The sequence below is a fragment of the Hydrogenophaga sp. A37 genome (genome assembly GCF_002001205.1).
Lineage (GTDB): Bacteria > Pseudomonadota > Gammaproteobacteria > Burkholderiales > Burkholderiaceae_C > Hydrogenophaga.
This window is the reverse complement of the sequence record NZ_MUNZ01000136.1, coordinates 1-22,885: the sequence shown is the minus strand read 5'-3', so window position 1 is coordinate 22,885 and position 22,885 is coordinate 1. Positions and strand designations below refer to the sequence as shown.

Below are 22,885 nucleotides of genomic sequence, written 5' to 3'. Positions count from 1 at the left end.
TGGGGACGGGGTGAACGGATTCAGTCCAATAGGCTGACGTGCGCGGCGACCACACGCCAGCCGTCTGCTGTGCGCAGCCAGGTCTGGCTCTGGCGGCCGGTGCGGTCGCTGCCGTGGCGGAAGAACTCGGTGTTGGCGGTGGCGAAGTCGCGGCCGTAGGTGGTGATGACGGTCTTGCCCAGCGTGCGCGCCAAGCCGGTCGAGGGGCGACCGGCGCGGAAGGCGCGGATGGCGTCGTACCCGTACAGGTTTTCGGTGGCGCCAAAGCGCAGCGTGTGCGGGCTGTCCCAGAACAGCTCGTCAAGCACCGCCACGTCGTTGCCCACCAGGGCGGCCTCGTAGCGCTCGAACACGGTCGTCACTTCGGCCAGCACATCGGGTTCGTTGATGATCACAGCGCTGTCTCCTTCACCTGCGCCACGCCCGATTGCGCCAGCGCCCAGCCGGCGCGCAGCGCCAGGTCTTCGCGCCAGGGCGCGGTGATGAGCTGCACGCCGATGGGCAGGCCGCCCGTGCCGCCGGGCCACATGGGCGAGGTCACCACCGGACAGCCGGAGAACGAGATCGGTTGGGTGAGCAGCCCGATGGAGGGGCGGCAGGGCAGGCGCTGGCCATTGACATGGACCCACTCGCTGCCGATGGCCGGCGCTGCCACCGGCGTGGCGGGTGCGATCAGCACGTCCCAGTCGCGGAACAGGGCGTTGACTTTGTCGCGGTAGAGGCGGCGGAAGCGCTGCGCGCGCACGTACCAGGCGGCCGGTTGCAGCGCGCCCGCGATGAGGCGGTCCACCGACAGCGGCTCGTGATCGGCGGCTCGCGTGCGCAGGCTGGCCAGGTGCAGCTGCCCGCCTTCGCTGGCGCTGACGATGAAGGCCGCGGCGCGCGCGGCGGCAGCGTCGGGCCATTCGATGCCACGCTGCACGGCGACGTGAACGCCCAGCGCGTCGGCCGCCAGCGACACGGCCTCGCGCGCGGCTGGCGTCGCGAACGCGTCGAAGTAGCCGCCGAGCACGCCCACGCGCAGGCCCTGCACACCTTGGGCGAGGGACGGCATGGTGGGCGCCACCGCGGTCGCGAAGCAGCCCGGGTCCAGCGGGTCGGGGCCTTGCAGCGCGTCGTAGGCGAGGGCCAGGCCGGGCAGGTCGTCGGCGAAGGGGCCGAGGTGGTCGATGCTGTGCACGAAGGGAAAGCTGCCGCGCCGCGACAGCCGCCCGAAGGTGGGCTTCAAACCCCAGATGCCGCAGAAGGACGAGGGCACGCGGATCGAGCCGTTGGTGTCCGAACCCAGCGTGAGCGGCACCTGGCCGGCGGCCACCGCCGCGCCCGAGCCGCCCGAGGAACCGCCGGCCGTGCAGTCCAGGTTGTGCGGGTTGCGGGTGGGGCCGTAGTGGGTGTTTTCGGTGGTGAAGCCGTAGGCGAACTCGTCCATGTTGAGCGAGCCCACCAGCACCGCTCCCGCGGCCTGCAGGCGCTGCACCAGCACCGCGTCGGCGGTGGCGGGCGGGTTCGAGCGGTTCACCTTGGAGCCGGCCAGGGTCACCTCGCCCGCGATGTCGAACAGGTTTTTCACCGCGAACGGCACACCGGCCAGCGGCCCCAGGGGTTCACCGCATGCGCGCCGGGCGTCGACCTGCGCGGCCTGGGCGCGGGCGGCGTCGAAGCGGGTGCCGGTGAAGGCGTTCACGCGCGCGTCGGTGGCCTCGATGCGGGCGATGCAGGTCTCCAGCACGGCGGCGGCGCTGCGCTCGCCGCTGGCGATGGCCTGTGCGGTCTGGGACAGTGAAAGCGTGGGCATGGCGCGGCTCAACGGGGCTGGTCGAAAGGGGCGGGGTGAAACAGCTCGGCCGGCTCGTCGTGCGGTGCCAGCGGGATGGCCTCCAGCGTCGCCGCGAGGCCGGCGGTGCGCTGCAGGTGCATCGCGACGCGCGCGACCTGCGCGTCGTCCAGCTGAATACCCACCACCACCGCGACGGCCCGCACGTAGGCCAGGGTCTGCTCGTCGGTCATCGGCGCACCTCGCGTTGAAAGATCTCCAGGCACAGCTTTTTGGCCTCGATGAAGCTGGGCTCGGACAGCGTGGCCGTGGTGCGCGGGCGCGGGTCGCCGTAGGGCAGGATCTGTGCCACCTTGGTCGGGCGCTTGGTGAGCAGCAGCACCTGGTCGGCCAGGTACACGGCCTCCTCCAGGTCGTGCGAGACCAGCATCATGGTGGTGCCGGTCTGCATGAAGACCTCCTGCAGCTTCTCGCGGATGAACAGCGTCATCTCGAAGTCCAGCGCCGAGAAGGGTTCGTCGAGGAACAGCACCTCGGGGTTGGGCGCCAGCGCGCGCATGATCGACGCCGTCTGCTGCTGCCCGCCAGAGAGTTCGTAGGGGTAGCGGTGGAGGTCGAATTTCACGTCGAAGCTGGCCACCAGCTCGGCCATGCGCCGGTCCACCTCGGCCTTGCTCTTGCCTTCGAGCTTGAGCGGGTAGGCGATGTTGTCGATGGTGCGCATCCAGGGGAACATCGCTTCGCGGTAGTTCTGGAACACGTAGCCGATCTTGGTGTCTTTCAGGCTCTTGCCATCGAACAGGATCTCGCCGCTGTCGATGGGCACCAGGCCTGCGATCATGTTGATCAGCGTGCTCTTGCCGCAGCCGTTGGGGCCAAACACCGACACGATCTTGTGCTTCGGAATGTCGAGGTCGAAGTTCTCGTACAGCGGCCAGCCCGCGAAGTACTTGGTGAGGCCGCGGATGGTGATGTGCGTGCCGGCCGGCCCGGGGTTGAACTCGGGTGCGGGCACGTCGGCGTCGTATACCGGGGCATTGAGGACAGCGTTCATCTTCCACTCCAGTGAACAATTTTTCGCTCAATGAGCAGGAAGAGCACGTTGAGCGCATAGCCCAGCGCACCCGCCGCCAGGATGGACGCGTACATGTCCTTCACGTTCATCACCTGCTGCGAGTTGATGATGCGGTTGCCCAGGCCGCTGTCGGCGCCAATGAACATCTCGGCCACGATCACGATCACCAGGGCCATGGACACGGCCGAACGCAGGCCGACAAAGCTCGGTTGCAGGCTCTCCCAGATCAGCACGTCCTTGAACACCTGCCAGCGCGTGGCGCCCATCACCTTGGCCGCCATCACGCGCTGCTTGCGCGCGTTGATCACACCGTAGGCGCTGTTGAACACCACGATCAGCAGTGCGCCGAAGGCGGCGATGGCGACCTTGTTGATGTCGCTCACGCCAAAGATCATGAGGAACAGCGGGATCAGCGCCGACGAGGGCGTGGAGCGGAAGAAGTCGATCAGAAACTCCACGCTGCGGTAGGCCTTCTCGTTGCTGCCGAGCAGCACACCCAACGGCATGCCGAGCACGGCGGCGATCAGGAAGGCCTGCACCGTGCGCCACACCGTGACCACGAAGTCCATCATCAGCGGGCCACCGGCCAGGCCGCCGATCAGCGCGCCGAGCGCGTCGATGGGCGGCGGCAGCAAGATGGGCTTGATGAAGCCCAGCCGCACCACCAGGTCCCAGATGATGAAGAGCACCACCGGACCCACGAAAGGCAGGGCCTTGCCCCAGTCGGTCTTCTTCGCGGGTGTGGGCGCGCCGGCCGAGGCCGGCGGGCTCCAGGGCTTCGCCGTCTCGGCGGCCACGGGCGACGTCGCTTCCATCGTGTTCAGCCCTTGTAGAGCATGGAGTCGACCATCAGGCGCTTCGAGAAGATGCCCTTATCGGAGAACAGGTCGAAGAACTTCTGGAAGTGCGCCACGTCGGTCGGCGTGAACTCGTTGTACATGGTGTACGCGGCCAGCGGCACCTCGCTCGTGAGCGCGCCTTCGATGGCGGTGTAGCCCTTGAGGTACTGGCGCGCCTCCGCCGGTTTGCTGCGCACGTAGGCCACGCCCTTGCCGTAGGCGGCGACGAACTTCTTGGCCGCGTCGGGGTTCTTCTGGATGAACTCCGAGGACAACGAGGCCGAGCCACCGAACCACGGCGCCATCGGGTCGCCCAGCACGTACTTGGCGATCACGCCGGCTTCGAGCACCTTGGTGGTGCCGTTCATGCGACCGATGGTGCCCGTGGGTTCGAGCGTGTAGGCACCGTCGATCTGGCCTGCCGCGAGCGCGGCCACGTGTTGGCCGATCGGCAACTCGACCACCGTGGCGCCGGTCGCGCCGCCGCGCTCCAGCACGGTCTTGGCCAGGGTCACGTTCTGGATGCCGGGGCCGGAGCCGATGCGTTTGCCCTTGAGGTCGGCCATCACCTTGGCCGGGCTGGCCGCGGGCACGATCACCTCGTCGAGCACGTTCTTCACGTTGCTCGGGTTGGAGCAGAAGATCTTGAAGGTGCCGGGCTGGGCGATCTCGCCGATGGCGATGTTGGCCGAACCGGTGCCGTTGGATGTGCCGTCGGCGCGGCCCGAGAGCACGGCCTCCATCACCTGCTGCGCGCCGGCGAACTTGAGGGCTTCCACATCCAGGCCGGCCTCCTTGAAATAGCCCAGCTCGATGGCCGAGTAGAACGGCAGGCCTGCGGCGATGGGCCAGTAGCCGATGCGGATCTTGGGGCCGGTCTGCGCGCGCAGCACGGCGGGCGCACCCAGCAGGCCCAGGGCAGCGCCAGCGGCTCCGAGTTGCAGCACCTGGCGGCGCTGGGGAGAGGCGGTGGGGTGGTGTTTCATCAGGAAACTCCTGCGGGTTGAAAAGGGCCGGTGGTTGGGGGTGTCAAGGGAAGGCGAGGCGGGCTGGCGCGGTGGCGGCCAGGTAGGCGCGCCAGCCGCCGAGGTGGGTGATGTCGGCCGCGCCCTGGAGCGCCAGGGGTTCGCACAGAAAGCCTTGCACGCTGCTGCCGTCGGCGATCTGCAGGCTGCCGATGGACAGCGGCGCGGGCACCAGTGCGACAAAGCTGCCGTACTGGGACACCGGCATGTCCCAGACCTCGATTTCGATGCGTTCGCCTTCGCCGGGCGCCACGCGCAGCAGGCCGGGCTTGGGCGGCGTGGTGTCGGGCAACGCGTAGAGGCGGTAGACGGGCGCGGTGTGGGTGCGGCTGAGCAGGGTGGCACCGCGTTCGGTGAGCTGGCCGTTGAGTGGCATGCCGGAGAGGTGGGCACCGACCACGGCCACGCGCACGCGCGGTGCCGCCGCGAGGGTCAGGCCCTCGATGGGCTGGGGCTCGGGCAGCGGCTGGCCGGTGGCGCCCTGGGTCAGGCCGGTGGCGTGGTGGTAGCGCTGGCCGAGCTCGGCGAGCTGCCAGTCGCTGCCACAGCGGCCGATCAGGGTGATGCCGAACGGCAAGCCGTCGGGGCGGAAACTGCTGGGCACCGACAGCGCGGCGTAGTCGAGCAGGTTGACGAAATTGGTGTAGGCCCCGAGCTGGCGGTTGAGCGCCACCGGGTCGGCCCGCATGCGCTCGATGGTGTGGTGCGTGGGCGCGGTGGGCACCACCATCAGGTCGATGCCGCGCCACAGCGGCTCGGCCTGCTGGGCCAGGGCCGCCAGGCGGGTCTGCGCCGCCACCAGATCGGCCGCGCTGTAGGGGCGGCCGGCCCCGACGATGCTGCGCACCGGCTCCATCACCTCGTCTTCGTGGGCGTCGAAGAAGCCACGGATGGCTTCGTAGCGCTGGGCCACCAGGGCACTGTCGTAGAGCATGTCGGCGCAGGCCGAGAACACGCTGAAGTCGATGGGCGCGGCCTCGCCGCCCAGGTCTTTCAGGCGCTGCACCGCCTCTTCAAACGCCGCGCGCGCGGCCTCGTCGCCAAAGAACGCCAGCGATGCCGGAACGCCGAAGCGGAAACGCGCGCCGAAGGGTGCGGTGGCCAGCGGCAGGGCGCGCGAGTACGGGTCTGCGGCGTCGTGCCCCAGCGCGGCGGCCAGCACCTGGGCGGCGCGCGCCACCGTGGTGGCGAAGATGGACACGCAATCGACCGCCTGCGCGGCGGGCACCACGCCGTGGGCGCTGATCAGCCCGCGCGAGGGCTTCAGGCCCACGATGTTGTTCAGGCCGGCCGGCACGCGGCCCGAGCCGGCGGTGTCGGTGCCGAGCGCAAAGTGAACCTGGCCGGTGGCGACCACATAGGCCGAGCCCGAGCTGGAACCACCCGACACATACAGGGGGTTGATCGCGTTGGGCACGGCGCCGTAGGGCGAGCGCGTGCCGTTCAGGCCGCAGGCGAACTGGTCGAGGTTGGTCTTGCCGTGCAGCGATGCACCAGCGTCGAGCAGCTTCTGCACCACGGTGGCGTGCGCGGGGGCGGTGTAGGCAAACGCCGGGCAGGCGGCGGTGGTGGGCCAGCCGGCCACGTCGATGTTGTCCTTCACCGCGAAGCGCAGCCCCGACAGCACGCCAGGACCGTTGCCGGGCAAGGGCTGGGCCGGCTGGTGCAGCCAGGCCTCGGGCGCGGAGGGCGCACCGGGTTTCATGGTCGGCGCGTCGGCGTTCTGCACGGGATCGGATTCATGCACCATGATTAAGCATTCCATCTTGTATCCAAGATGCAATGCAAGATCGATGCCAATTTTTTGGAGTCACCCTTGGCGGGGGTGCTGTAACCGCTGTGTAACTGGTTTCCAACATAATGCGAAACCAAATTACAGAATCCGCCGTTCCATCCCCAGGAGACAAACATGCCCCAACGCGCCACCAAAATCGTCGCCACCCTCGGTCCCGCTTCGAGCGATCCCGTCTTGCTGGAGGCCATGATCCGCGCCGGGGTGAACGTGGTACGGCTCAACTTCTCGCACGGCACCGCGCAGGACCACATCGACCGCGCCACCCTGGTGCGCGAGGCGGCCCAGCGCGCCGGGCGCGAGGTCGGCATCATGGCCGACCTGCAGGGTCCCAAAATCCGCGTGGGCAAGTTCGCCGCCGGCAAAGTGATGCTGGAGCCGGGGCAGTCTTTTGTGCTCGACGCTTCGCGCACCGAGCTGGGCGACATCGACGGCGTGGGTCTGGACTACAAGGAACTGCCGCGTGACGTGCGGGCCGGTGACACCTTGCTGCTCAACGACGGACTGATCTTGATGACGGTGAACAAGGTGGTCGGCCCGGCGGTGCACGCCACCGTGAAGCTCGGCGGCGAGCTGTCCAACAACAAGGGCATCAACAAGCAGGGCGGCGGCCTGACCGCGCCGGCCCTGACCGCCAAGGACATGGACGACATCAAGACCGCCATGGGCCTGAAGGCCGATTACGTGGCGGTGAGTTTCCCCAAGAACGCCACCGACATGGAGCTGGCGCGCCAGCTTTGCAACGTGGCCGGCGAGGCCGTGGGCCACAAGCCGGCGCTGATCGCCAAGATCGAACGCGCCGAGGCCATTCCCGAACTGGCCAACATTCTCAAGGTGTCCGACGGCATCATGGTGGCCCGCGGCGATCTGGCGGTGGAAGTGGGCAACGCGTCCGTGCCCGGTCTGCAGAAGCACATGATCAAGATGGCGCGCGAAATGGACAAAGTGGTCATCACCGCCACGCAGATGATGGAGTCCATGATCGTCAACCCGGTGCCCACGCGCGCCGAGGTGAGCGACGTGGCCAACGCCGTGCTTGACGGCACCGACGCCGTGATGCTCAGCGCCGAAACCGCCGCCGGCAAATACCCGCTGGAGACCGTGCGCGAGATGGCCAACATCTGCCAGGAGGCCGAGAAGGCCGAATACGCCGAACTCAGTGCCGACTTCAAGGGCAAGACCTTCAAGCGCATCGACCAGTCCATTGCCATGGGCGCACTCTTCACTGCCCACCACCTGGGCGCCAAGGCCATCGTGGCGCTGACCGAGTCGGGCTCGACCGCGCTGTGGATGAGCCGGCACAACGTGCGCATGCCGATCTACGCCGTCACCTCCAGCCTCACGGCGCAGCGCAAGATGACGCTCTACCGCAACGTGCGCCCCCTGCTCATGGACACCAGCGCCGACCGCGACACCGCCCTGGCCGACGCCGAGGCGCACCTGAAGGCCAAGGGCATCGTGCAAAGCGGCGACGTGTACGCCATCACCGTGGGCGAGCCCATGGGCCAGCCCGGCGGCACGAACACGCTGAAGATCTGCAGAGCGGTGTAAATCGCACCCCCTGCGCCGCGCAGCGGCGGAGCGTGGGGGCTGAAGTCAATCCAGCCGGAACGACACCCCGGTCACAAACATCGCGTCGCCCTTCTTGATATCGGGGCCGGGCTTGCTGTCGTGGCGGTAGCTCAGGCCCGCCGTGACGTTCATGGTGTCGGTCATGGCCACGGTCAGGCCGGTGTCGAGCACCGCGCGGTACCGGCCCGATTCACGCAGGTCCGGGTACAGGCTGAACTTCTGGCGCAGGCTGGTGCTGTCGGTCAACCGGTGGCTGGACTCCTCCGTCAGCACCAATTCCAGCCGGCCGTAGGTGTCGCGAGGAGTGCCACCGATGCTGGTGGGTTTGACGTAGCGATCGTGCGAAAAACCCAGACCTCCGGACACGTCGAAGTAGCCACTGTCTTCGCGCCAGACGTGTCGCCCCACGCCGCTGGCCAGCGAATGGCGGGCCGCGATGTTGGCCAGCTTGTCGCGCAGGGTTTCGCCCGAACCAAAGCCGAACCAGTCGGGCGACAGATCACGGTCGTACTGGGTGCGCAGGCCGTAGCGCTCGGTGGTGGCCACGCCCGCGTTCTTCGCCCGGTCGGCCTTGGCGGTCCAGGTCCACTTGTCGCCCGGGGTCTGCTGGGCGCCCTCGGCCGCCAGGTTCATCGAGCCGGCCTTGTTGTTGCCGGACGAGACGTTGGCGCCGGCCGTCAGCAGGTAGCGCCACTGCCCATCGGGGATGAGCGTGACCTGGGCCGGCGAAAGCGTGGGCACGAGCAGCGTCGCGGCAGACATCAGCGTCACGATCAGGGTGCGGCATGGCATGGGCATGAATGGTCCTTCCTCTTCCTGTTGGTATGGAACATGAAGGGTCATGGTTTGCAGGTCGCAGTTCCCTGGCGTTTTGTGACGAATGGTGTCTGCGCGTTGCGAGCGATCTCAAAGCCGCCATGGCCTCATGCACGGGCGGTAAAATTCCCCACGAGTTACAGACCGGTTACCAACTTTGCTTTAGGGGAATTTCATGGCTCTCGTTTCCATGCGCGAACTGCTCGACCACGCTGCGGCCAACGGCTACGGCATTCCGGCTTTCAACGTCAACAACCTCGAACAGGTGCAGGCCGTCATGGCCGCGGCCGACGAGGTCGGCGCTCCCGTCATCCTGCAAGCGAGCGCTGGCGCCCGCAAATACGCGGGTGAGGCCTTCATCAAGCACCTGATCCAGGCCGCCGCCGAGATGTACCCGCACATCCCGATGGTGATGCACCAGGATCACGGCACCAGCGTCAAGGTCTGCGAAGGCGCCATCGGCCTGGGCTTCGGCTCGGTGATGATGGACGGCTCGCTCAAGGAAGACGGCAAGACACCGTCCAGCTTCGACTACAACGTCGACGTGACGCGCAAGGTCGTCGAGATGGCGCACAGGAGCGGCGTCACCGTGGAAGGTGAACTCGGCTGCCTGGGCAACCTGGAAACCGGTGACGCGGGCGAAGAAGACGGCATCGGCGCCGAAGGCAAGCTGGACCATTCCCAGATGCTGACCGACCCCGAAGAAGCCGCCACGTTTGTGAAGGCCACCCAGCTCGACGCCCTGGCGATTGCCATCGGCACCAGCCACGGCGCCTACAAGTTCAGCCGCCCGCCCACCGGCGACATCCTGGCGATCAGCCGCGTGAAGGAAATCCACGCCCGCATCCCCAACACCCACCTGGTGATGCACGGCAGCTCCAGCGTGCCGCAGGACCTGCTGGCGATCATCAACCAGTACGGCGGCCAGATGAAGCAGACCTGGGGCGTGCCGGTGGCCGAGATCCAGGAAGCCATCAAACACGGTGTGCGCAAGATCAACATCGACACCGACATCCGCATGGCCATGACCGGTGCGGTGCGCAAGTTCCTGGCCGAGAACCCGGAAAAGTTCGACGCCCGAGAATGGCTCAAGCCCGCCCGCGAAGCCGCCAAGGCGATCTGCAAGCAGCGCTACATCGAATTCGGCTGCGAAGGCCAGGGCGCCAAGATCAAGGGCGACACGCTCAGCGTGATGGCGGCGAAGTACGCCCAGGGTGAGCTGGCGCAGAAGGTGGTCTGACCCCGGCCAGATCCTGCGCACAGACAAAGAGGCCGCCGTGAGGTGGCCTCTTTGTTTTTGTGTGGCCCACTTCAGAGGGGTTCGCGCTTCACAGGGGTTGATCGCGCTGTCTTGATGTCCTCGAACCAGGCCGTGTCCGTGGCCACCTGGGTCTTGACGCGCAAGGCCTCTTCTTCGTCAAGAAACAAGGTCGTGGCCATTCGGGCACGGACCCTGGGCAATGAAATCAGGCCCGACAGCAGGCCGGCGCGAATCCACCGCAGATCGTTGGGCTGGCTGCGCGCGTACTTCGAGATCGCCGTGTCATCGGGATCGAGAAACCAGATGCGCAGGCCGTCCTGTTCGATACGGCTCATGCGGTCTTCCCAGCCATCGGGCAGGCTGGGGAGGCTGGGCGACACCGCGTCGAGGTAATAGCCGTGGGCCTGGTGAAACACCGAACCTTCACCGAGCGGGCCCTGGGCGTCGAAGATGCGGCCGGGGTCGGCCTTGGTGTAGCAATCGATGTCCACCGACATGGACATGTCGGCAGGCAGTTCGTCCTCGTCCTGGGTGCCCAGGATGGCCAGGCTGCCGACCACCACGTAGTCCTGGTGCCCGGTCAGTTGCCGGGCCTGCTCAAACAGGGTGAACAAATGGGCCCGTTTCATACCGGCACTCCGTGCCAGGGCGAGTTTTGGCGCAGGGCCGTGCCCCAGTCGAGGCTTTCGGAACCCATGGCCTGCGCGAGTTCCTTGACGGGCAGTTTCAGCAGTGCATCCCAGCGGTCGCTGTAGTCGGCGCTGCAGAGGTGGTCGCGCCGCCACCGGGCCACCTCTTGCTGTGCGTTCGCAATCAGCGCCTTCTGCTGTGCCCGGGGTGCCAGCAACAAATGGATCGCCAGGCGCTGGTGTTTGATGAGGCGGTCTTTCTCCACCAGCGCTTGCGCAGCCCTGGCCGCGCGCCGCTCGGCCAGCTGTGTGGCCTGCCCGGTGCGCCGCTGGAATTCTTCCGGAGAACAGACGATGGCCCTGATCTTTTTGTGCCGCTCAATGGCCACAGGCGCCAACGCGGCAGCATCCAGCAGTTCTCCGAAGTTCTGCTTGGCGGCGCTGGACGTGATCTGTTTCATGCCGCCAATGTACCAACTTTGTCTATTTTGGACAAAATTTCTGTGGTCATGCATCTGTGCGATGTCTGTACGGGGTGCAGACCTACAAAGCGCGCCGCGCATTTCTGGCCGGCCTGCCGCAGGCCTGACCTGCGATAATCGCCCGGAATGGTTCGGAGCCCGTTGACTGTTCGGTCACCGGGCTTTTTTCTTGGCTGTCACCTTTTCGCGCCGATCATGACTTCCGCCCTCCACACCTCCGCCCTCCACTCCCTGCCCCTGCTCGCGCGCGGCAAGGTGCGCGACAACTACGCCGTGGGCAACGACCGCATCCTGATGGTGGCCTCCGACCGCATCAGCGCGTTTGACGTGATCATGGGGGAGCCCATCCCCGGCAAGGGCGCCCTGCTCACCAAGCTCTCGCTGTTCTGGTTCGACCAACTCGGCCCCAAGGGCCTGAACATCTGCCCGAACCACCTCACCGGCGACGCGCCCGAGAGCGTGGTTTCGGCGGCCGAGGCGCCCCAGATCACCGGCCGCTCCATGCTGGTCCAGCGCCTCAAACCCATCCCCGTCGAGGCCGTGGTGCGCGGTTACCTCGCTGGCAGCGGCTGGAAGGAATACCAGGAAAACCGCTCGGTCTGTGGCGTACCGCTGCCCGAGGGCCTGCTGAACGCCAGCAAGCTGTCCGAACCGATCTACACGCCCGCCGCGAAGGCCGAGATGGGCGAACACGACGAGAACATCACCTTTGAACAGACGGTGGCCATGGTCGGCGCCGACGTTGCCGCGCAGATCCGCGACAAGGCGATCGCGCTGTACAAGGCGGCGGCCGAGATCGCGCTCCAGAAGGGCATCATCATCGCGGACACCAAGTTCGAGTTCGGCCTGGACAAGGCTGGCAACGTGGTGCTGATGGACGAGGTGCTCACGCCCGATTCCTCGCGCTACTGGCCGCTGGAGAGCTACGTGGTGGGACAGAACCCGCCGAGCTACGACAAGCAGTTCCTGCGCGACTGGCTGGAGACCGCCAAGGTCAACGGCAAGCCCTGGGACAAGACCGCGCCCTCGCCGCGCCTGCCCAAGGAAGTGATCGAAAAAACGGCGGCGAAGTACCAGGAAGCGTTGACGCGGCTGATGGGCTGAGCCGCCTTCCATTCCCATGAAAAAACCCGGGCTTGCCCGGGTTTTTTCATGGGCCCACGCAGTGAACACATGGACAGCCAACCCGTGTCACCACTCCGCGAAGCTGCCGTCCTTGTGGCGCCAGACCGGGTTGCGCCAGCGGTGGCCTTCGGCGGCGCGTTCCTGCACGTAGGCCTCGTTCACCTCGATGCCCAGGCCCGGCCCGGTGGGGATCTTCACCATGCCGTCTTCGTAGGCGAAGACTTCGGGGTTGCTCACGTAGTCCAGAAGGTCGTTGGCGGCGTTGTAGTGGATGCCCAGGCTCTGTTCCTGGATGAAGGCGTTGTAGCAACCGGCGTCGATCTGCAGGTTGGCCGCCAGCGCGATGGGGCCGAGCGGGCAGTGCAGCGCCAGCGCCACGTCGTAGGCCTCGGCCATGGCCGCGATCTTGCGGGTCTCGGTGATGCCGCCGGCGTGTGACGGGTCGGGCTGGATGATGTCCACATAGCCCTCGGACAGGATGCGCTTGAAGTCCCAGCGCGTGTACAGCCGCTCGCCCAACGCGATCGGCATGGTCGCCACATGGGCCAGCTCCTTGAGTGCTTCGTGGTGTTCGCTCAGCACCGGCTCTTCGACGAACATGAGTTTGTAGGGTTCCAGTTCCCTGATGAGTACCTTGGCCATGGGCTTGTGCACCCGGCCATGGAAGTCCACCCCGATGCCGACGTTCGGCCCCACGGCTTCGCGCACCGCGGCCACGTTGGCGAGGCAGCGTTCCACCTTGTCGTGGGTGTCGATGAACTGCAGCTCTTCGGTGCCGTTCATCTTGACGGCGGTGAAGCCGCGCTCAACGGCCGCTTGGGCGGCGGCGGCGGTGTCGCTGGGGCGGTCGCCGCCGATCCAGCTGTAGACGCGGATGCGGTCGCGCACGCTGCCGCCGAGCAGTTCGGACACCGGCACACCCAGGGCCTTGCCCTTGATGTCCCACAACGCCTGGTCGATGCCGGCCAGCGCACTCATGTGGATGCCGCCGCCGCGGTAGAAGCCGGCGCGGTACATCACCGTCCAGTGGTCTTCGATGTGGCGCGGGTCCTTGCCCACCAGATAGTCAGCGAGTTCCTCGACCATGGCGGCCACGGTGTGGGCACGGCCTTCGAGCACCGGCTCGCCCCAGCCGACGATGCCTTCGTCGGTCTCGATCTTCAGGAAACACCAGCGCGGTGGAACGATGTAGGTGGTGAGGCGGGTGATCTTCATGGTGGGGCCGGAAGGATGGGGCGCAAAAACGTGGGTTCAGGTGCTGCTGCGTGCGGCACGCCAGGCCTGGACGAAAGCAGCGGCCTGGGTGGCGACCTGTTCGGGCGTGTCGCCCGGGCGGTAGAGGGCGGAGCCCAGGCCGAGGCCGGTGGCGCCCGCCGCCAGGTAGGGCGCGATGGACGCGGGCACGATGCCGCCCACCGGCACGATGGCGATGGGCGGCGTGAGCACCGCACGCCAGGCCTTGAGGCCAACGGGGCCCAGGGCTTCGGCGGGAAACATTTTGAGCACGTCGGCGCCCGCGGCCAGCGCGGCAAAGGCCTCGGTGGGTGTGGCCACGCCGGGCGCGCAGGCCAGGCCGGCGGCCTTGGCCGCGCGGATCACCGCGGGGTCGCTGTGCGGCATCACCACCAGCTCGCCACCGGCGTCAGCGATCTCGGCGCAGGACTCGGGCTGCAACACGGTGCCGGCGCCGATCAGGCAGTCGGCCGGCAGGGCGTCGCGCAGCGCGCGGATGCTGCGCAGCGGGTCGGGCGAATTCAGCGGCACCTCGATGACGCGAAAGCCGGTGTCGTACAAAGCGCGCCCGATGGCGATGGCCTCTTCGGGCCGCAGGCCGCGCAGGATGGCGATCAGGCCGCACTCAGACAGGGCCTGGTGAAAGGGGAGATGGATGTTCATGTCGGTGTTCCAGGGCAGCGGCGCGCGACGCGCGAAGCAACACCACCCAGTGGCACCGCCGGGCTGGCTTTGCCAGACGGCTGGTGCCGCCCCTTGGGGGGTGACGCGAAGCGGCGCGGGGGGGTCATACGAGCTCAGCGGCCTGGGCGATGCGCCACAGGCCCAGGGGTGTCACGCCGGAGCGGATCTCGGGTGTCGGCAGGCCCTGCGCTTCCAGCGCGGACGCGTAGCGCATGCACAGCACCGGCTCGCCACACAGCACCACCTCGGTGCCGTCCTGCAGCGCGGGCGCCAGCGCCGCCACCTCGTGCCCGATCAGCAGCCCGGACAGGTAGTCGGACTGGGCGCCGCCGGTGAGCTGGTGGGTGAGCCCGAGGGTGCGCACGCTGAAGACCGTCGAGAGCACGCCCAAAACGCCCAGCGGTGAACGCGCCACGCGCAGGCCGCGCGCAAAGGCCGGTTCGTCGTGCTCTCCGCCGAGCACCATGGTGCGGCCCAGGATGGTGTGCTGTGAGAGCGCGGCGTAGACCTCGCCGGTCATGAAGGTCTCGAAGCGGGTGACTGCGCCGTCTTCGACCCAGGCCCACTTGGTGTGCGTGCCCGGCAGGCCGACCAGCAGCCGCGATGGCGCGCGGCCCTCGTCGCTCCAGCTTTGCAGCACGCCCATGATCTGGGTCTCTTCACCGCGCATCACATTGGGCAGTTCGCCAGCCTGCAGCAGGCCGGGCACGACGTGCAGTGCCTGGCCACCGGGGCGTTCGATCAAGGTCACCGCGTCCGCCAGATCGGCCTCGCGGCTGGGCAGTGGCCGGTAGGGAGCCTCACGCCACCCCTGCGCGCTGCCGACCATGCCGCACGCGATCAGCGTGGCCTGTGGGTGGGCGGCCAGCCAGTCGCCGCACAGCAGCTGCAGCGCCAGCTCGAAGGCGTCGGCCGGCGAGTGAACGTTGGGGCCGGTGGGCAGGTGCATCACACCGTGTTCACTGCGCCGCGTGGCCAGCACCGCGCCGTCCGCGCCCATGGCGTAGGCGCGCAGCGAGCTGGTGCCCCAGTCGAGCGCGATCAGCGCTGGGGGGTCACCCTGGTTCAGTTCGGCGCTCATCTCACCCTCTCCAGCGCAGGACCAGCGGGTCGAGCCGCCGCGCGATGTCGATCAGGCCGCGCCGTACCTCAGGGTGCATGGCCGGGAAGGGGTGGCGGCCGGCCTCGCAGGCGATCACGCCGCCTTCCTTCATCAGCGCCTTGGCGGTCAGGATGCCGCCCTGGCGGTTCTCGTGGTTGATCAGCGGCAGCCAGCGCTGGTAGAGCTCGAAGGCGCGGTTGACGTGGCCGTTGCGGTGGGCTTCGATGATGGGGCGGATGCCGTCGGGGAAAGCGCCGCCGGTCATGGCGCCGGTGGCGCCAGCGTCGAGGTCGGCCAGCAGGGTGATGGCTTCTTCGCCGTCCCACGGGCCTTCGATGGCGTCGCCGCCCAGGCGGATCAGCTCGCGCAGCTTGCTGGCGGCGCCCGGCGTCTCGATCTTGAAGTAGGCGAGTTGTTCGATCTCCTGCGCCATGCGCGCGAGGAAGGGGGCCGAGAGCACGGTGCCGCTGGCGGGTGCGTCCTGCACCATGATGGGAATGCCGATGGCGTCCGAGACCCGCGCATAGAACTCATAAATCAGCGGCTCGGGCACGCGGAAGGTGGCGCCGTGGTAGGGCGGCATTACCATTACCATCGCCGCGCCCATGTCCTGCGCGCGCCGGCTGCGCGCGGCGCAGACCGCGGTGCCGTAGTGCGTGGTGGTGACGATCACCGGCACGCGCCCGGCCACATGTTCCAGCGACAAGCGGGTGAGCGTCTCGCGTTCGTCGTCGGACAGCGAAAACTGCTCTGAGAAGTTGGCCAGGATGCACAGCCCGTCGGAGCCGGCGTCGATCATGAAATCGAGGCAGCGTTTCTGGCTCTCCAGGTCGAGCGTGCCGTCTTCATGGAAGGTGGTGGGCACGACGGGGAAGATGCCGCGGTAGCGCGGCGTGCGGGGGGAAGAAGTCATGGTCGGATCAGTGTGAATGGCGTGGGACGGCGGAGCCGCGGCAACCCACCAGGAAGTCGAAATCGCAGCCTTCGTCGGCCTGCAGCACGTGGTCCACGTACAGGCGCTGGTAACCGCCGCGCCCGCCCATGTCGGTGTTGGCCAGCGCGGCCAGGCGCTCGGCCAGCTCGGCGTCGCTGATGTCCAGGTGCAGGCGGCCCTCGCCGCAGTCGAGTTCGATGAAGTCGCCGTCGCGCACGGCGGCCAGCGGGCCACCGGCGGCGGCTTCGGGCGCCACGTGCAGCACCACGGTGCCGTAGGCGGTGCCGCTCATGCGGGCGTCGGAGATGCGCACCATGTCTTTCACGCCCTGGCGCAGCAGCTTGGGCGGCAGGCCCATGTTGCCCACCTCGGCCATGCCGGGGTAGCCCTTGGGGCCGCAGTTCTTCATCACCATCACGCAGCTGGCGTCGATGTCCAGGTTCTCATCAACGATGCGTTCCTTGTAGTGCTCCAGGTTTTCGAACACCACGGCACGGCCCCGGTGTTTGAGCAGCTCGGGCGAGGCCGCCGAGGGCTTGAGCACCGCGCCGCGCGGCGCCAGGTTGCCGCGCAGGATGCACATGCCGCCGTCGGCGATCAGCGGGTTGTCCAGCGTGCGGATCACCTCGTCGTTGTATTGAGGGGCTTCGCGCACGTTGTCCCACATGGTCTTGCCGTTGACGGTGAGCGCGTCGGGGTGCGGCAGCAAGTTGTTTTCGCCCAGGCGGCGCAGCACGGCGGGCAGGCCACCGGCGTAATAGAACTCTTCCATCAGGAAGCGGCCCGAAGGCTGCAGGTCCACCAGGGTGGGCGTGCCCTGGCCGATGCGCGTCCAGTCCTCCAGCTCCAGCGGCACGCCGATGCGGCCCGCAATGGCTTTCAGGTGGATCACCGCGTTGGTCGATCCGCCGATGGCGGCGTTGGTGCGGATGGCGTTTTCAAACGCCTCGCGCGTGAGAATCTTCGAGAGCGTGAGCCCTTCGTGGGCCATCTCCACAATGCGCTTGCCCGACATGTGGGCCAGCACGTAGCGGCGTGAATCCACCGCCGGAATCGCCGCGTTGTGCGGCAGCGAGGTGCCCAGCGCCTCGGCCATGCAGGCCATGGTGCTGGCCGTGCCCATGGTGTTGCAGGTGCCGGCCGAGCGCGACATGCCGGCCTCGGCCGCGAAGAACTGGTGTTCGTTGATCTCGCCCGCCTTCAGCGATTCGTGCAGCCGCCACACCGCCGTGCCCGAGCCGATGTCCTTGCCTTCGAGCTTGCCGTTGAGCATGGGGCCGCCAGTGACAACGATGGCCGGCACGTCGCAACTGGCCGCGCCCATCAGCAGGGCGGGGGTGGTCTTGTCGCAGCCCACCAGCAGCACCACGGCGTCGATGGGGTTGCCTCGGATGGCTTCTTCCACGTCCATGCTGGCGAGGTTGCGCGTGAGCATGGCGGTGGGGCGCAGGTTCGATTCACCGTTGGAGAACACCGGGAACTCCACCGGGAAACCGCCGGCCTCGTAGATGCCGCGCTTGACGTGTTCGGCGATCTTGCGGAAGTGCGCGTTGCAGGGCGTGAGCTCGCTCCAGGTGTTGCAGATGCCGATGATGGGGCGGCCGTCGAACTCGTGGTCGGGAATGCCCTGGTTCTTCATCCAGCTGCGGTACATGAAGCCGTTCTTGTCGGCGGTGCCGAACCATTCGGCGGAGCGGAGTTTGCGCTTGGGGGTGGTCATGGTGGGTGGGCTCAGAGGGGAATCAGGAGGGCCGCGACGTGCGGTGCGTCAGCAGGCGTTGCAGCAGGCAGAACACGAACAGCAGGATGCCGACGACGATGCGGGTCCACCAGGAGCTCAGCGTGCCGTCGAAGGCGATCAGGGTCTGGATGATTCCGAGCATCAGCACGCCGAACAGCGTGCCGGCCACATAGCCGACACCGCCGGTGAGCAGGGTGCCGCCGATCACCACGGCGGCGATCGCGTCGAGCTCCATGCCCACGGCATGCAGGCCGTAACCCGAGAGCATGTAGAAGGTGAAGACCACGCCGGCCAGGGCCGAACAGAAACCCGAGAGCGTGTACACGCCCACCAGCGTGCGGCGCACCGGCAGGCCCATCAGCACGGCGGAGTGTTCGTTGCCGCCCACCGCGTAGACCGCGCGGCCGAACGGCGTGTGGTGCGCGATGAACACCGCGGCCAGCAGCACGGCGATGGCAATCACCGCGCCCAGCGAGAGCGATGCGTCTTCCCACAGCGGCAGGCGCCACTGCGACAGCTCGGAAAACGACTCGTTGGTGATGCTGATCGAGTCGATGCTGATGAGGTAACACAGGCCGCGTGCGAGGAACATGCCCGCCAGCGTGACGATGAAGGGCTGCAGCCGGTAGCGCTGAATCAGGAAACCCATGAAGGCGCCGAAGGCCGTGCCCATGAGCAGCACCAGCGGGATCGCCACCGCCGGGCTCCAGCCCCGGTGTTCCACCAGCGTGGCCAGCACCATGGTGCTCAGCGCCACCACCGAGCCCACCGAGAGGTCGATGCCGCCCGAGAGGATCACGAAGGTCATGCCCACCGCGACGATGATCAGGAAGGCGTTGTCGATCAGCAGGTTGAGGAACACCTGGGCCGAGAAGAAGCCGGTGTAGAGCACCGAGCCCAGGCTGGCCATGGCCACGAACAGCGAGAGCGTGGCGATCAGTGGCAGGAACTTGGGGTTCATGCGCGTGGCTGTGGTCGGCGTGGGTGCCGCGGTACTCGTGGCGTTGAGCGGCGTGGGCACGACGCTCATGACGAGACTCCCTGCGCGCCCGGCCGGCGCACCAGCACGCCCACCTCGGCCCGGAACTCGGGCGACTGCAGCAGCATCACGAGGAACACCACCACGGCCTTGACCACGAGGTTGATCTCGGGCGGCACGCCCAGCGAGTAGATGGCGTAGGTCAGGGTCTGGATGATGAGCGCACCGATCACGCTGCCCACCAGGCTGAAGCGACCGCCGGTCAGCGCCGTGCCGCCCAGTGTCACGGCCAGGATCGCGTCGAGCTCCAGCAACTGGCCGGCGTTGTTGCCGTCGGCGCTTTTCACGTTGGAGCTGATCAGCAGCCCGGCGATGCCCGCGCACACACCGCAGAAGGCGTAGGCCGCGATGATCAGGCGGCGCGCCTGCACGCCGGCCACGCGCGCGGCGGTGGGGTTGATGCCCACGGCCTGCACGAACAGGCCCAGCGCCGTGCGCGTGACCGCCAGGTACAGCGCGGCGAACACGGCCGCCACGATGAACACCGAGAACGGCAGGCCGAACAGGTAGCCCCCGCCCAGGAAGAAGAACGGCTTGTAGTAGATGGTGATGATCTGCCCGTCGGTGATGAGCTGGGCGATGCCGCGCCCGGCCACCATCAGGATCAGCGTGGCGATGATGGGCTGCATGCCGACCTTGGCCACCAGCACGCCGTTCCACAGGCCGCACAGCGCGGCCACGCCGATGGCACCGAGGAGGGCGAACGGCAAGGGAAAGCGGCTCTCGGTGCCCGCCACCGAGCCGCCGATCATCCAGGCCGCCACCGCCGCGGCGATGGCCACCACCGCGCCCACCGAGATGTCGATGCCGCGCGTGGCGATCACCATCGTCATGCCCAGCGACACCAGCACCAGCGGCGCGGCGCGGTTGAGGATGTCGATCAGGCTGCCGTAGAGGTGGCCGTCGCGCCACTCGATGTGCAGGAAGCTGCTGTTGAACACCGTGTTCACGACCAGCAGCAGTGCCAGCGTGATCAGCGGCCAGGCCAGCCGGTGGCGCATCGCGGCGCCGAAGGGATTGTTTTCAGACATGTTCGGCGGCAATCATTTCGTAGACGGCGTCTTCGCTGCTGCCGGCGGGCAATTCACCGACCAGGCGGCGGTCACGCAGCACCACGATGCGGTGCGCCACGCGCACCACCTCGCTCATTTCGGACGAGATGAACAGCACGGCCATGCCGGCCTGCGCCAGGCGCAGGATCTGTTCCATGATTTCCTGTTTGGCGGCCACGTCGATGCCGCGCGTGGGTTCGTCCAGGATCAAGAGGCGCGGCTCGATGGCGAGCCAGCGCGCCAGGATGGCTTTTTGCTGGTTGCCGCCCGAGAGCAGGCCGATGGGCTTGTCCACGCTCTCGGTCTTGATGCCCAGCAACTTCACGTAGCGCTCGGCCAGCGTGGTCTGCTCGGCGCGCGAGAGGAACTTGCCCATGCCCATGCGCGCCTGCAGCGCCAGCGCGATGTTCTCGCGCACCGAGAGCTCGGCCACGATGCCGTCGGTCTTGCGTTCTTCGGGGCACAGCGCCAGGCCGTGGCGGATCGCGTCCATGGGGTTGGAAAACGCCACGGTCTGGCCGTTGATGCGCAGCACGCCGCGGTCGGGCGTCTCCAGGCCGAACAGCAGCCGCGCCAGCTCGGTGCGGCCCGCGCCCAGCAGGCCGGCCAAGCCCACCACCTCGCCCGCGCGCACCCGCAGGTCCACCGCCTGCAGCTGGCCGCTCTGGCCCAGGCCTTCGGCCTGCAGCAGGGCCGGCGCGGCCTCGTCGAACACGGGTGGCACGGGCGCCTCGGTGGACTGCGCGGCCAGCTCGCGGCCCAGCATGGCGGCGATCAGCGCCTGCGCAGGCAACTCGCCCACCGGCCATTCGCCCACCCAGCTGCCGTTGCGCAGCACGGTGATGCGGTCGGAGATGGCGTAGACCTGGTTCAGGAAGTGCGTCACGAAGACGATGGCCAGACCCTCGTCGCGCAGGCGGCGCAGCACCTCGAACAGTTTCTGCACCTCGTCGTCGTCCAGGCTGGAGGTGGGTTCGTCGAGGATCAACACGCGCGACTCGATGCTGAGCGCGCGCGCAATGGCCACCAGCTGCTGCACCGCCACCGGGTGGTCGGACAGCAGCCGCGTCACGTCGATGTCCAGTCCGATGCGCGCCACCAGCTCGCGAGCGCGCCGGTTCAGCGTGGCCCAGTCGATGCGAAAGCCCTGCGCGAGGCCGAGGCGCGGGTAGCGCCCGGCGAAGATGTTCTCCGCCACCGAGAGGTTGGGGCAGAGGTTGACCTCCTGGTACACGGTGCTGATGCCCAGGCGTTGCGCGGCCCGCGGAGAATCCGGCCACACGGACTGGTCACCCAGCCGCATCTTTCCGCCGCTGGCCTCCAGCACGCCGGTGAGCACCTTGATCAGCGTGGACTTGCCCGCGCCGTTCTGCCCCATCAGCGCATGAATCTCGCCCGGGTACAGGCGCAGCTGCACGTCGCGCAGCACAGGAATGCCCGAGAACTGCTTGTGGATGCCCGTGAGCTCCAGCACGGGGGGGGGCGTTGTCGCATTCATGGGCAAGGGGGGCTTGGTCGACAGGCGCACGGTCGATCAGGCTTTGTTCTTGTTGTAGACGTCCACCAGAACCGCCGCGAGCAGCACCACGCCCTTGATGACCTGCTGGTAGTCGATGCCGATGCCCAGGATGGACATGCCGTTGTTCATCACGCCCATGATGAAAGCGCCGATCACCGCGCCCATCACCTTGCCCACGCCGCCCGAGGCCGAGGCCCCGCCGATGAAGCAGGCGGCGATCACGTCGAGCTCGAAGCCCAGGCCGGCCTTGGGCGTGGCGGTGTTCAGCCGCGCGGCGAACACCAGCCCGGCCAGTGCGGCCAGCACGCCCATGTTGACGAAGGCGTAGAACGACAGGCGCTCGGTCTTGATGCCCGAGAGCTTGGCTGCCTTCTCGTTGCCGCCCATGGCGTAGATGCGGCGGCCAATGGTGGTGCGGCTGGTGACAAAGTCGAACAGCACGATCAGCAGCGCCATCACGATCAGCACGTTGGGCAGGCCCTTGTACGAGGCCATCAGGTAGGCGAAATAGATCAGCAGCGCGGCGAACACGGCGGTCTTGATCAGGAAGAACACGGTGGGTTCGGCGTGCACACCGTGCTTGAGCCGGTTGGCGCGGGCGCGCACGCCGGCCACCGTCAGCGCCGCGGCCACCGCCACGCCCAGCAGCAGCGAGGTCAGGCGCAGGCCTTCGGTGTTGAACAGGTCGGGGATGAAGCCCGAGCTGAGCATCTGGAAGGCATCAGGGAAGGGGCCCACCGACTGGCCGGCCAGCAGCGCCAGCGCCAGGCCCTTGAACACCAGCATGCCCGCGAGCGTGACGATGAAGGAGGGGATGCGCGAGAAGGCGACGAACCAGCCCTGCGCCGCGCCGATCAGGCCGCCACACAGCAGGCATACGATGGAGGCCGGCACGAAGTGCCACTCGTATTCCACCATCAGCACCGCGGCCAGCGCGCCGATGAAGCCGCAGACCGAGCCCACCGAGAGGTCGATGTGGCCCGCCACGATCACCAGCAGCATGCCCAGCGCCATGATGACGATGTAGCTGTTCTGCAGCACCAGGTTGGTCAGGTTGAGCGGCTGCATCAGTGTGCCGTCGGTCATGTACTGGAAGAAGCCCATGATGGCCACCAGCGTGATCAACATGCCGTATTCGCGGAAGTTGTGCTTCAGGTGTTCCAGCGGCGACTTGCCGTGGTGGGCCACGGC

22 protein-coding genes are annotated in these 22,885 nt (G+C 67.6%); 3 read left to right on the top strand and 19 right to left on the bottom strand.

Annotated elements, in window-relative coordinates:
• Positions 1 to 20: 20 nt before the first annotated feature.
• Genes hpxZ through atzF form a run of 7 tightly spaced genes read right to left on the bottom strand, consistent with a single transcriptional unit; the run spans position 21 to position 6,463 of the window.
• Complete coding sequence (hpxZ, locus tag B0E41_RS18830) at positions 21 to 395, bottom strand: oxalurate catabolism protein HpxZ (RefSeq protein ID WP_077333187.1); 375 nt, start codon at positions 393 to 395, stop codon at positions 21 to 23.
• Positions 392 to 1,795, bottom strand: coding sequence for an AtzE family amidohydrolase (locus B0E41_RS18825; protein WP_077333185.1), 1,404 nt, complete (start codon positions 1,793 to 1,795; stop codon positions 392 to 394). The genes hpxZ and B0E41_RS18825 overlap by 4 nt, the downstream gene beginning before the upstream one ends.
• Before the next feature lie 8 nt (positions 1,796 to 1,803).
• Positions 1,804 to 2,007 carry an AtzG-like protein gene (locus tag B0E41_RS18820; RefSeq protein WP_077333183.1) on the bottom strand — a complete coding sequence of 68 codons (204 nt, stop codon included), beginning with the start codon at positions 2,005 to 2,007 and terminating at the stop codon, positions 1,804 to 1,806.
• Positions 2,004 to 2,828 (bottom strand): ABC transporter ATP-binding protein, encoded by an 825-nt coding sequence (locus B0E41_RS18815; protein ID WP_077333181.1) that lies wholly within the window; start codon positions 2,826 to 2,828, stop codon positions 2,004 to 2,006. Before B0E41_RS18815 ends, B0E41_RS18820 begins: the two co-directional genes overlap by 4 nt.
• Entirely contained in the window at positions 2,825 to 3,664 is an 840-nt protein-coding gene (locus tag B0E41_RS18810) for an ABC transporter permease (protein ID WP_077333179.1), read from the bottom strand. Before B0E41_RS18810 ends, B0E41_RS18815 begins: the two co-directional genes overlap by 4 nt.
• A gap of 5 nt (positions 3,665 to 3,669) precedes the next feature.
• On the bottom strand, positions 3,670 to 4,674 hold the full coding sequence (locus tag B0E41_RS18805; RefSeq protein ID WP_077333177.1) for an ABC transporter substrate-binding protein: 1,005 nt from the start codon (positions 4,672 to 4,674) through the stop codon (positions 3,670 to 3,672).
• A 43-nt stretch (positions 4,675 to 4,717) separates the two neighbouring features.
• Entirely contained in the window at positions 4,718 to 6,463 is a 1,746-nt protein-coding gene (gene atzF, locus B0E41_RS18800) for an allophanate hydrolase (RefSeq protein ID WP_077333175.1), read from the bottom strand.
• 159 nt (positions 6,464 to 6,622) lie between these two features.
• On the opposite strand from atzF, the gene pyk reads away from it, so the two are divergent.
• A complete protein-coding gene (gene pyk, locus B0E41_RS18795) occupies positions 6,623 to 8,056 on the top strand; it encodes a pyruvate kinase (protein WP_077333173.1) in 1,434 nt (477 codons plus the stop codon).
• Positions 8,057 to 8,101: 45 nt separating this feature from the next.
• Here pyk and B0E41_RS18790 read toward each other — a convergent pair whose 3' ends face one another.
• On the bottom strand, positions 8,102 to 8,875 hold the full coding sequence (locus B0E41_RS18790) for a DUF481 domain-containing protein (protein ID WP_171984818.1): 774 nt from the start codon (positions 8,873 to 8,875) through the stop codon (positions 8,102 to 8,104).
• A 193-nt stretch (positions 8,876 to 9,068) separates the two neighbouring features.
• On the opposite strand from B0E41_RS18790, the gene fba reads away from it, so the two are divergent.
• Entirely contained in the window at positions 9,069 to 10,133 is a 1,065-nt protein-coding gene (gene fba, locus B0E41_RS18785; protein ID WP_077333169.1) for a class II fructose-bisphosphate aldolase, read from the top strand.
• Positions 10,134 to 10,204: 71 nt separating this feature from the next.
• Here fba and B0E41_RS18780 read toward each other — a convergent pair whose 3' ends face one another.
• Entirely contained in the window at positions 10,205 to 10,783 is a 579-nt protein-coding gene (locus B0E41_RS18780; RefSeq protein ID WP_077333168.1) for a DUF6036 family nucleotidyltransferase, read from the bottom strand.
• The gene (locus tag B0E41_RS18775) at positions 10,780 to 11,244 is read right to left on the bottom strand and encodes a type II toxin-antitoxin system Phd/YefM family antitoxin (RefSeq protein ID WP_171984817.1); all 465 of its coding nucleotides are present in this window, start codon (positions 11,242 to 11,244) and stop codon (positions 10,780 to 10,782) included. The genes B0E41_RS18780 and B0E41_RS18775 overlap by 4 nt, the downstream gene beginning before the upstream one ends.
• Positions 11,245 to 11,460: 216 nt before the next feature.
• Here B0E41_RS18775 and B0E41_RS18770 point away from each other — a divergent pair, with 216 nt between their 5' ends.
• Positions 11,461 to 12,369: a phosphoribosylaminoimidazolesuccinocarboxamide synthase gene (locus tag B0E41_RS18770; protein WP_077333164.1), complete on the top strand. Its 909-nt coding sequence runs from the start codon at positions 11,461 to 11,463 to the stop codon at positions 12,367 to 12,369.
• 87 nt (positions 12,370 to 12,456) lie between these two features.
• Here the strand turns inward: B0E41_RS18770 and dgoD are convergent, their stop codons facing one another.
• From dgoD to mmsB, 9 genes are all read right to left on the bottom strand, one after another.
• The gene (dgoD, locus tag B0E41_RS18765) at positions 12,457 to 13,605 is read right to left on the bottom strand and encodes a galactonate dehydratase (RefSeq protein WP_077333162.1); all 1,149 of its coding nucleotides are present in this window, start codon (positions 13,603 to 13,605) and stop codon (positions 12,457 to 12,459) included.
• Between the two features lie 36 nt (positions 13,606 to 13,641).
• Positions 13,642 to 14,286 carry a 2-dehydro-3-deoxy-6-phosphogalactonate aldolase gene (locus tag B0E41_RS18760; RefSeq protein ID WP_077333160.1) on the bottom strand — a complete coding sequence of 215 codons (645 nt, stop codon included), beginning with the start codon at positions 14,284 to 14,286 and terminating at the stop codon, positions 13,642 to 13,644.
• Positions 14,287 to 14,410: 124 nt separating this feature from the next.
• Positions 14,411 to 15,388 (bottom strand): 2-dehydro-3-deoxygalactonokinase, encoded by a 978-nt coding sequence (locus B0E41_RS18755; protein WP_077333158.1) that lies wholly within the window; start codon positions 15,386 to 15,388, stop codon positions 14,411 to 14,413.
• A 1-nt stretch (position 15,389) separates the two neighbouring features.
• Positions 15,390 to 16,322, bottom strand: coding sequence for a dihydrodipicolinate synthase family protein (locus B0E41_RS18750; protein ID WP_077333156.1), 933 nt, complete (start codon positions 16,320 to 16,322; stop codon positions 15,390 to 15,392).
• Between the two features lie 7 nt (positions 16,323 to 16,329).
• Positions 16,330 to 18,063: an IlvD/Edd family dehydratase gene (locus tag B0E41_RS18745; protein WP_077333154.1), complete on the bottom strand. Its 1,734-nt coding sequence runs from the start codon at positions 18,061 to 18,063 to the stop codon at positions 16,330 to 16,332.
• Positions 18,064 to 18,085: 22 nt separating this feature from the next.
• Positions 18,086 to 19,114 carry a galactofuranose ABC transporter, permease protein YjfF gene (gene yjfF, locus B0E41_RS18740; protein WP_077333152.1) on the bottom strand — a complete coding sequence of 343 codons (1,029 nt, stop codon included), beginning with the start codon at positions 19,112 to 19,114 and terminating at the stop codon, positions 18,086 to 18,088.
• Positions 19,111 to 20,154, bottom strand: coding sequence for an ABC transporter permease (locus tag B0E41_RS18735; RefSeq protein WP_077333150.1), 1,044 nt, complete (start codon positions 20,152 to 20,154; stop codon positions 19,111 to 19,113). The genes yjfF and B0E41_RS18735 overlap by 4 nt, the downstream gene beginning before the upstream one ends.
• Entirely contained in the window at positions 20,147 to 21,673 is a 1,527-nt protein-coding gene (locus tag B0E41_RS18730) for a sugar ABC transporter ATP-binding protein (protein WP_077333213.1), read from the bottom strand. Before B0E41_RS18730 ends, B0E41_RS18735 begins: the two co-directional genes overlap by 8 nt.
• A gap of 36 nt (positions 21,674 to 21,709) precedes the next feature.
• The gene (gene mmsB / locus B0E41_RS18725; RefSeq protein WP_077333211.1) at positions 21,710 to 22,882 is read right to left on the bottom strand and encodes a multiple monosaccharide ABC transporter permease; all 1,173 of its coding nucleotides are present in this window, start codon (positions 22,880 to 22,882) and stop codon (positions 21,710 to 21,712) included.
• Positions 22,883 to 22,885 lie beyond the last annotated feature (3 nt).

Coding starts and splice junctions, on each gene's coding strand:
- B0E41_RS18755 (WP_077333158.1), bottom strand. CDS start 15,388: ATGAGCGCCGAACTGAACCAGGGTGACCCCCCAGCGCTGATCGCGCTC.
- B0E41_RS18780 (WP_077333168.1), bottom strand. CDS start 10,783: ATGAAACGGGCCCATTTGTTCACCCTGTTTGAGCAGGCCCGGCAACTG.
- B0E41_RS18825 (WP_077333185.1), bottom strand. CDS start 1,795: ATGCCCACGCTTTCACTGTCCCAGACCGCACAGGCCATCGCCAGCGGC.
- pyk (WP_077333173.1), top strand. CDS start 6,623: ATGCCCCAACGCGCCACCAAAATCGTCGCCACCCTCGGTCCCGCTTCG.
- yjfF (WP_077333152.1), bottom strand. CDS start 19,114: ATGAGCGTCGTGCCCACGCCGCTCAACGCCACGAGTACCGCGGCACCC.
- B0E41_RS18760 (WP_077333160.1), bottom strand. CDS start 14,286: ATGAACATCCATCTCCCCTTTCACCAGGCCCTGTCTGAGTGCGGCCTG.
- B0E41_RS18770 (WP_077333164.1), top strand. CDS start 11,461: ATGACTTCCGCCCTCCACACCTCCGCCCTCCACTCCCTGCCCCTGCTC.
- B0E41_RS18790 (WP_171984818.1), bottom strand. CDS start 8,875: ATGCCCATGCCATGCCGCACCCTGATCGTGACGCTGATGTCTGCCGCG.
- B0E41_RS18745 (WP_077333154.1), bottom strand. CDS start 18,063: ATGACCACCCCCAAGCGCAAACTCCGCTCCGCCGAATGGTTCGGCACC.
- dgoD (WP_077333162.1), bottom strand. CDS start 13,605: ATGAAGATCACCCGCCTCACCACCTACATCGTTCCACCGCGCTGGTGT.
- B0E41_RS18735 (WP_077333150.1), bottom strand. CDS start 20,154: ATGTCTGAAAACAATCCCTTCGGCGCCGCGATGCGCCACCGGCTGGCC.
- atzF (WP_077333175.1), bottom strand. CDS start 6,463: ATGGTGCATGAATCCGATCCCGTGCAGAACGCCGACGCGCCGACCATG.
- B0E41_RS18815 (WP_077333181.1), bottom strand. CDS start 2,828: ATGAACGCTGTCCTCAATGCCCCGGTATACGACGCCGACGTGCCCGCA.
- B0E41_RS18730 (WP_077333213.1), bottom strand. CDS start 21,673: ATGAATGCGACAACGCCCCCCCCCGTGCTGGAGCTCACGGGCATCCAC.
- B0E41_RS18805 (WP_077333177.1), bottom strand. CDS start 4,674: ATGAAACACCACCCCACCGCCTCTCCCCAGCGCCGCCAGGTGCTGCAA.
- B0E41_RS18750 (WP_077333156.1), bottom strand. CDS start 16,322: ATGACTTCTTCCCCCCGCACGCCGCGCTACCGCGGCATCTTCCCCGTC.
- B0E41_RS18820 (WP_077333183.1), bottom strand. CDS start 2,007: ATGACCGACGAGCAGACCCTGGCCTACGTGCGGGCCGTCGCGGTGGTG.
- B0E41_RS18810 (WP_077333179.1), bottom strand. CDS start 3,664: ATGGAAGCGACGTCGCCCGTGGCCGCCGAGACGGCGAAGCCCTGGAGC.
- fba (WP_077333169.1), top strand. CDS start 9,069: ATGGCTCTCGTTTCCATGCGCGAACTGCTCGACCACGCTGCGGCCAAC.
- B0E41_RS18775 (WP_171984817.1), bottom strand. CDS start 11,244: ATGAAACAGATCACGTCCAGCGCCGCCAAGCAGAACTTCGGAGAACTG.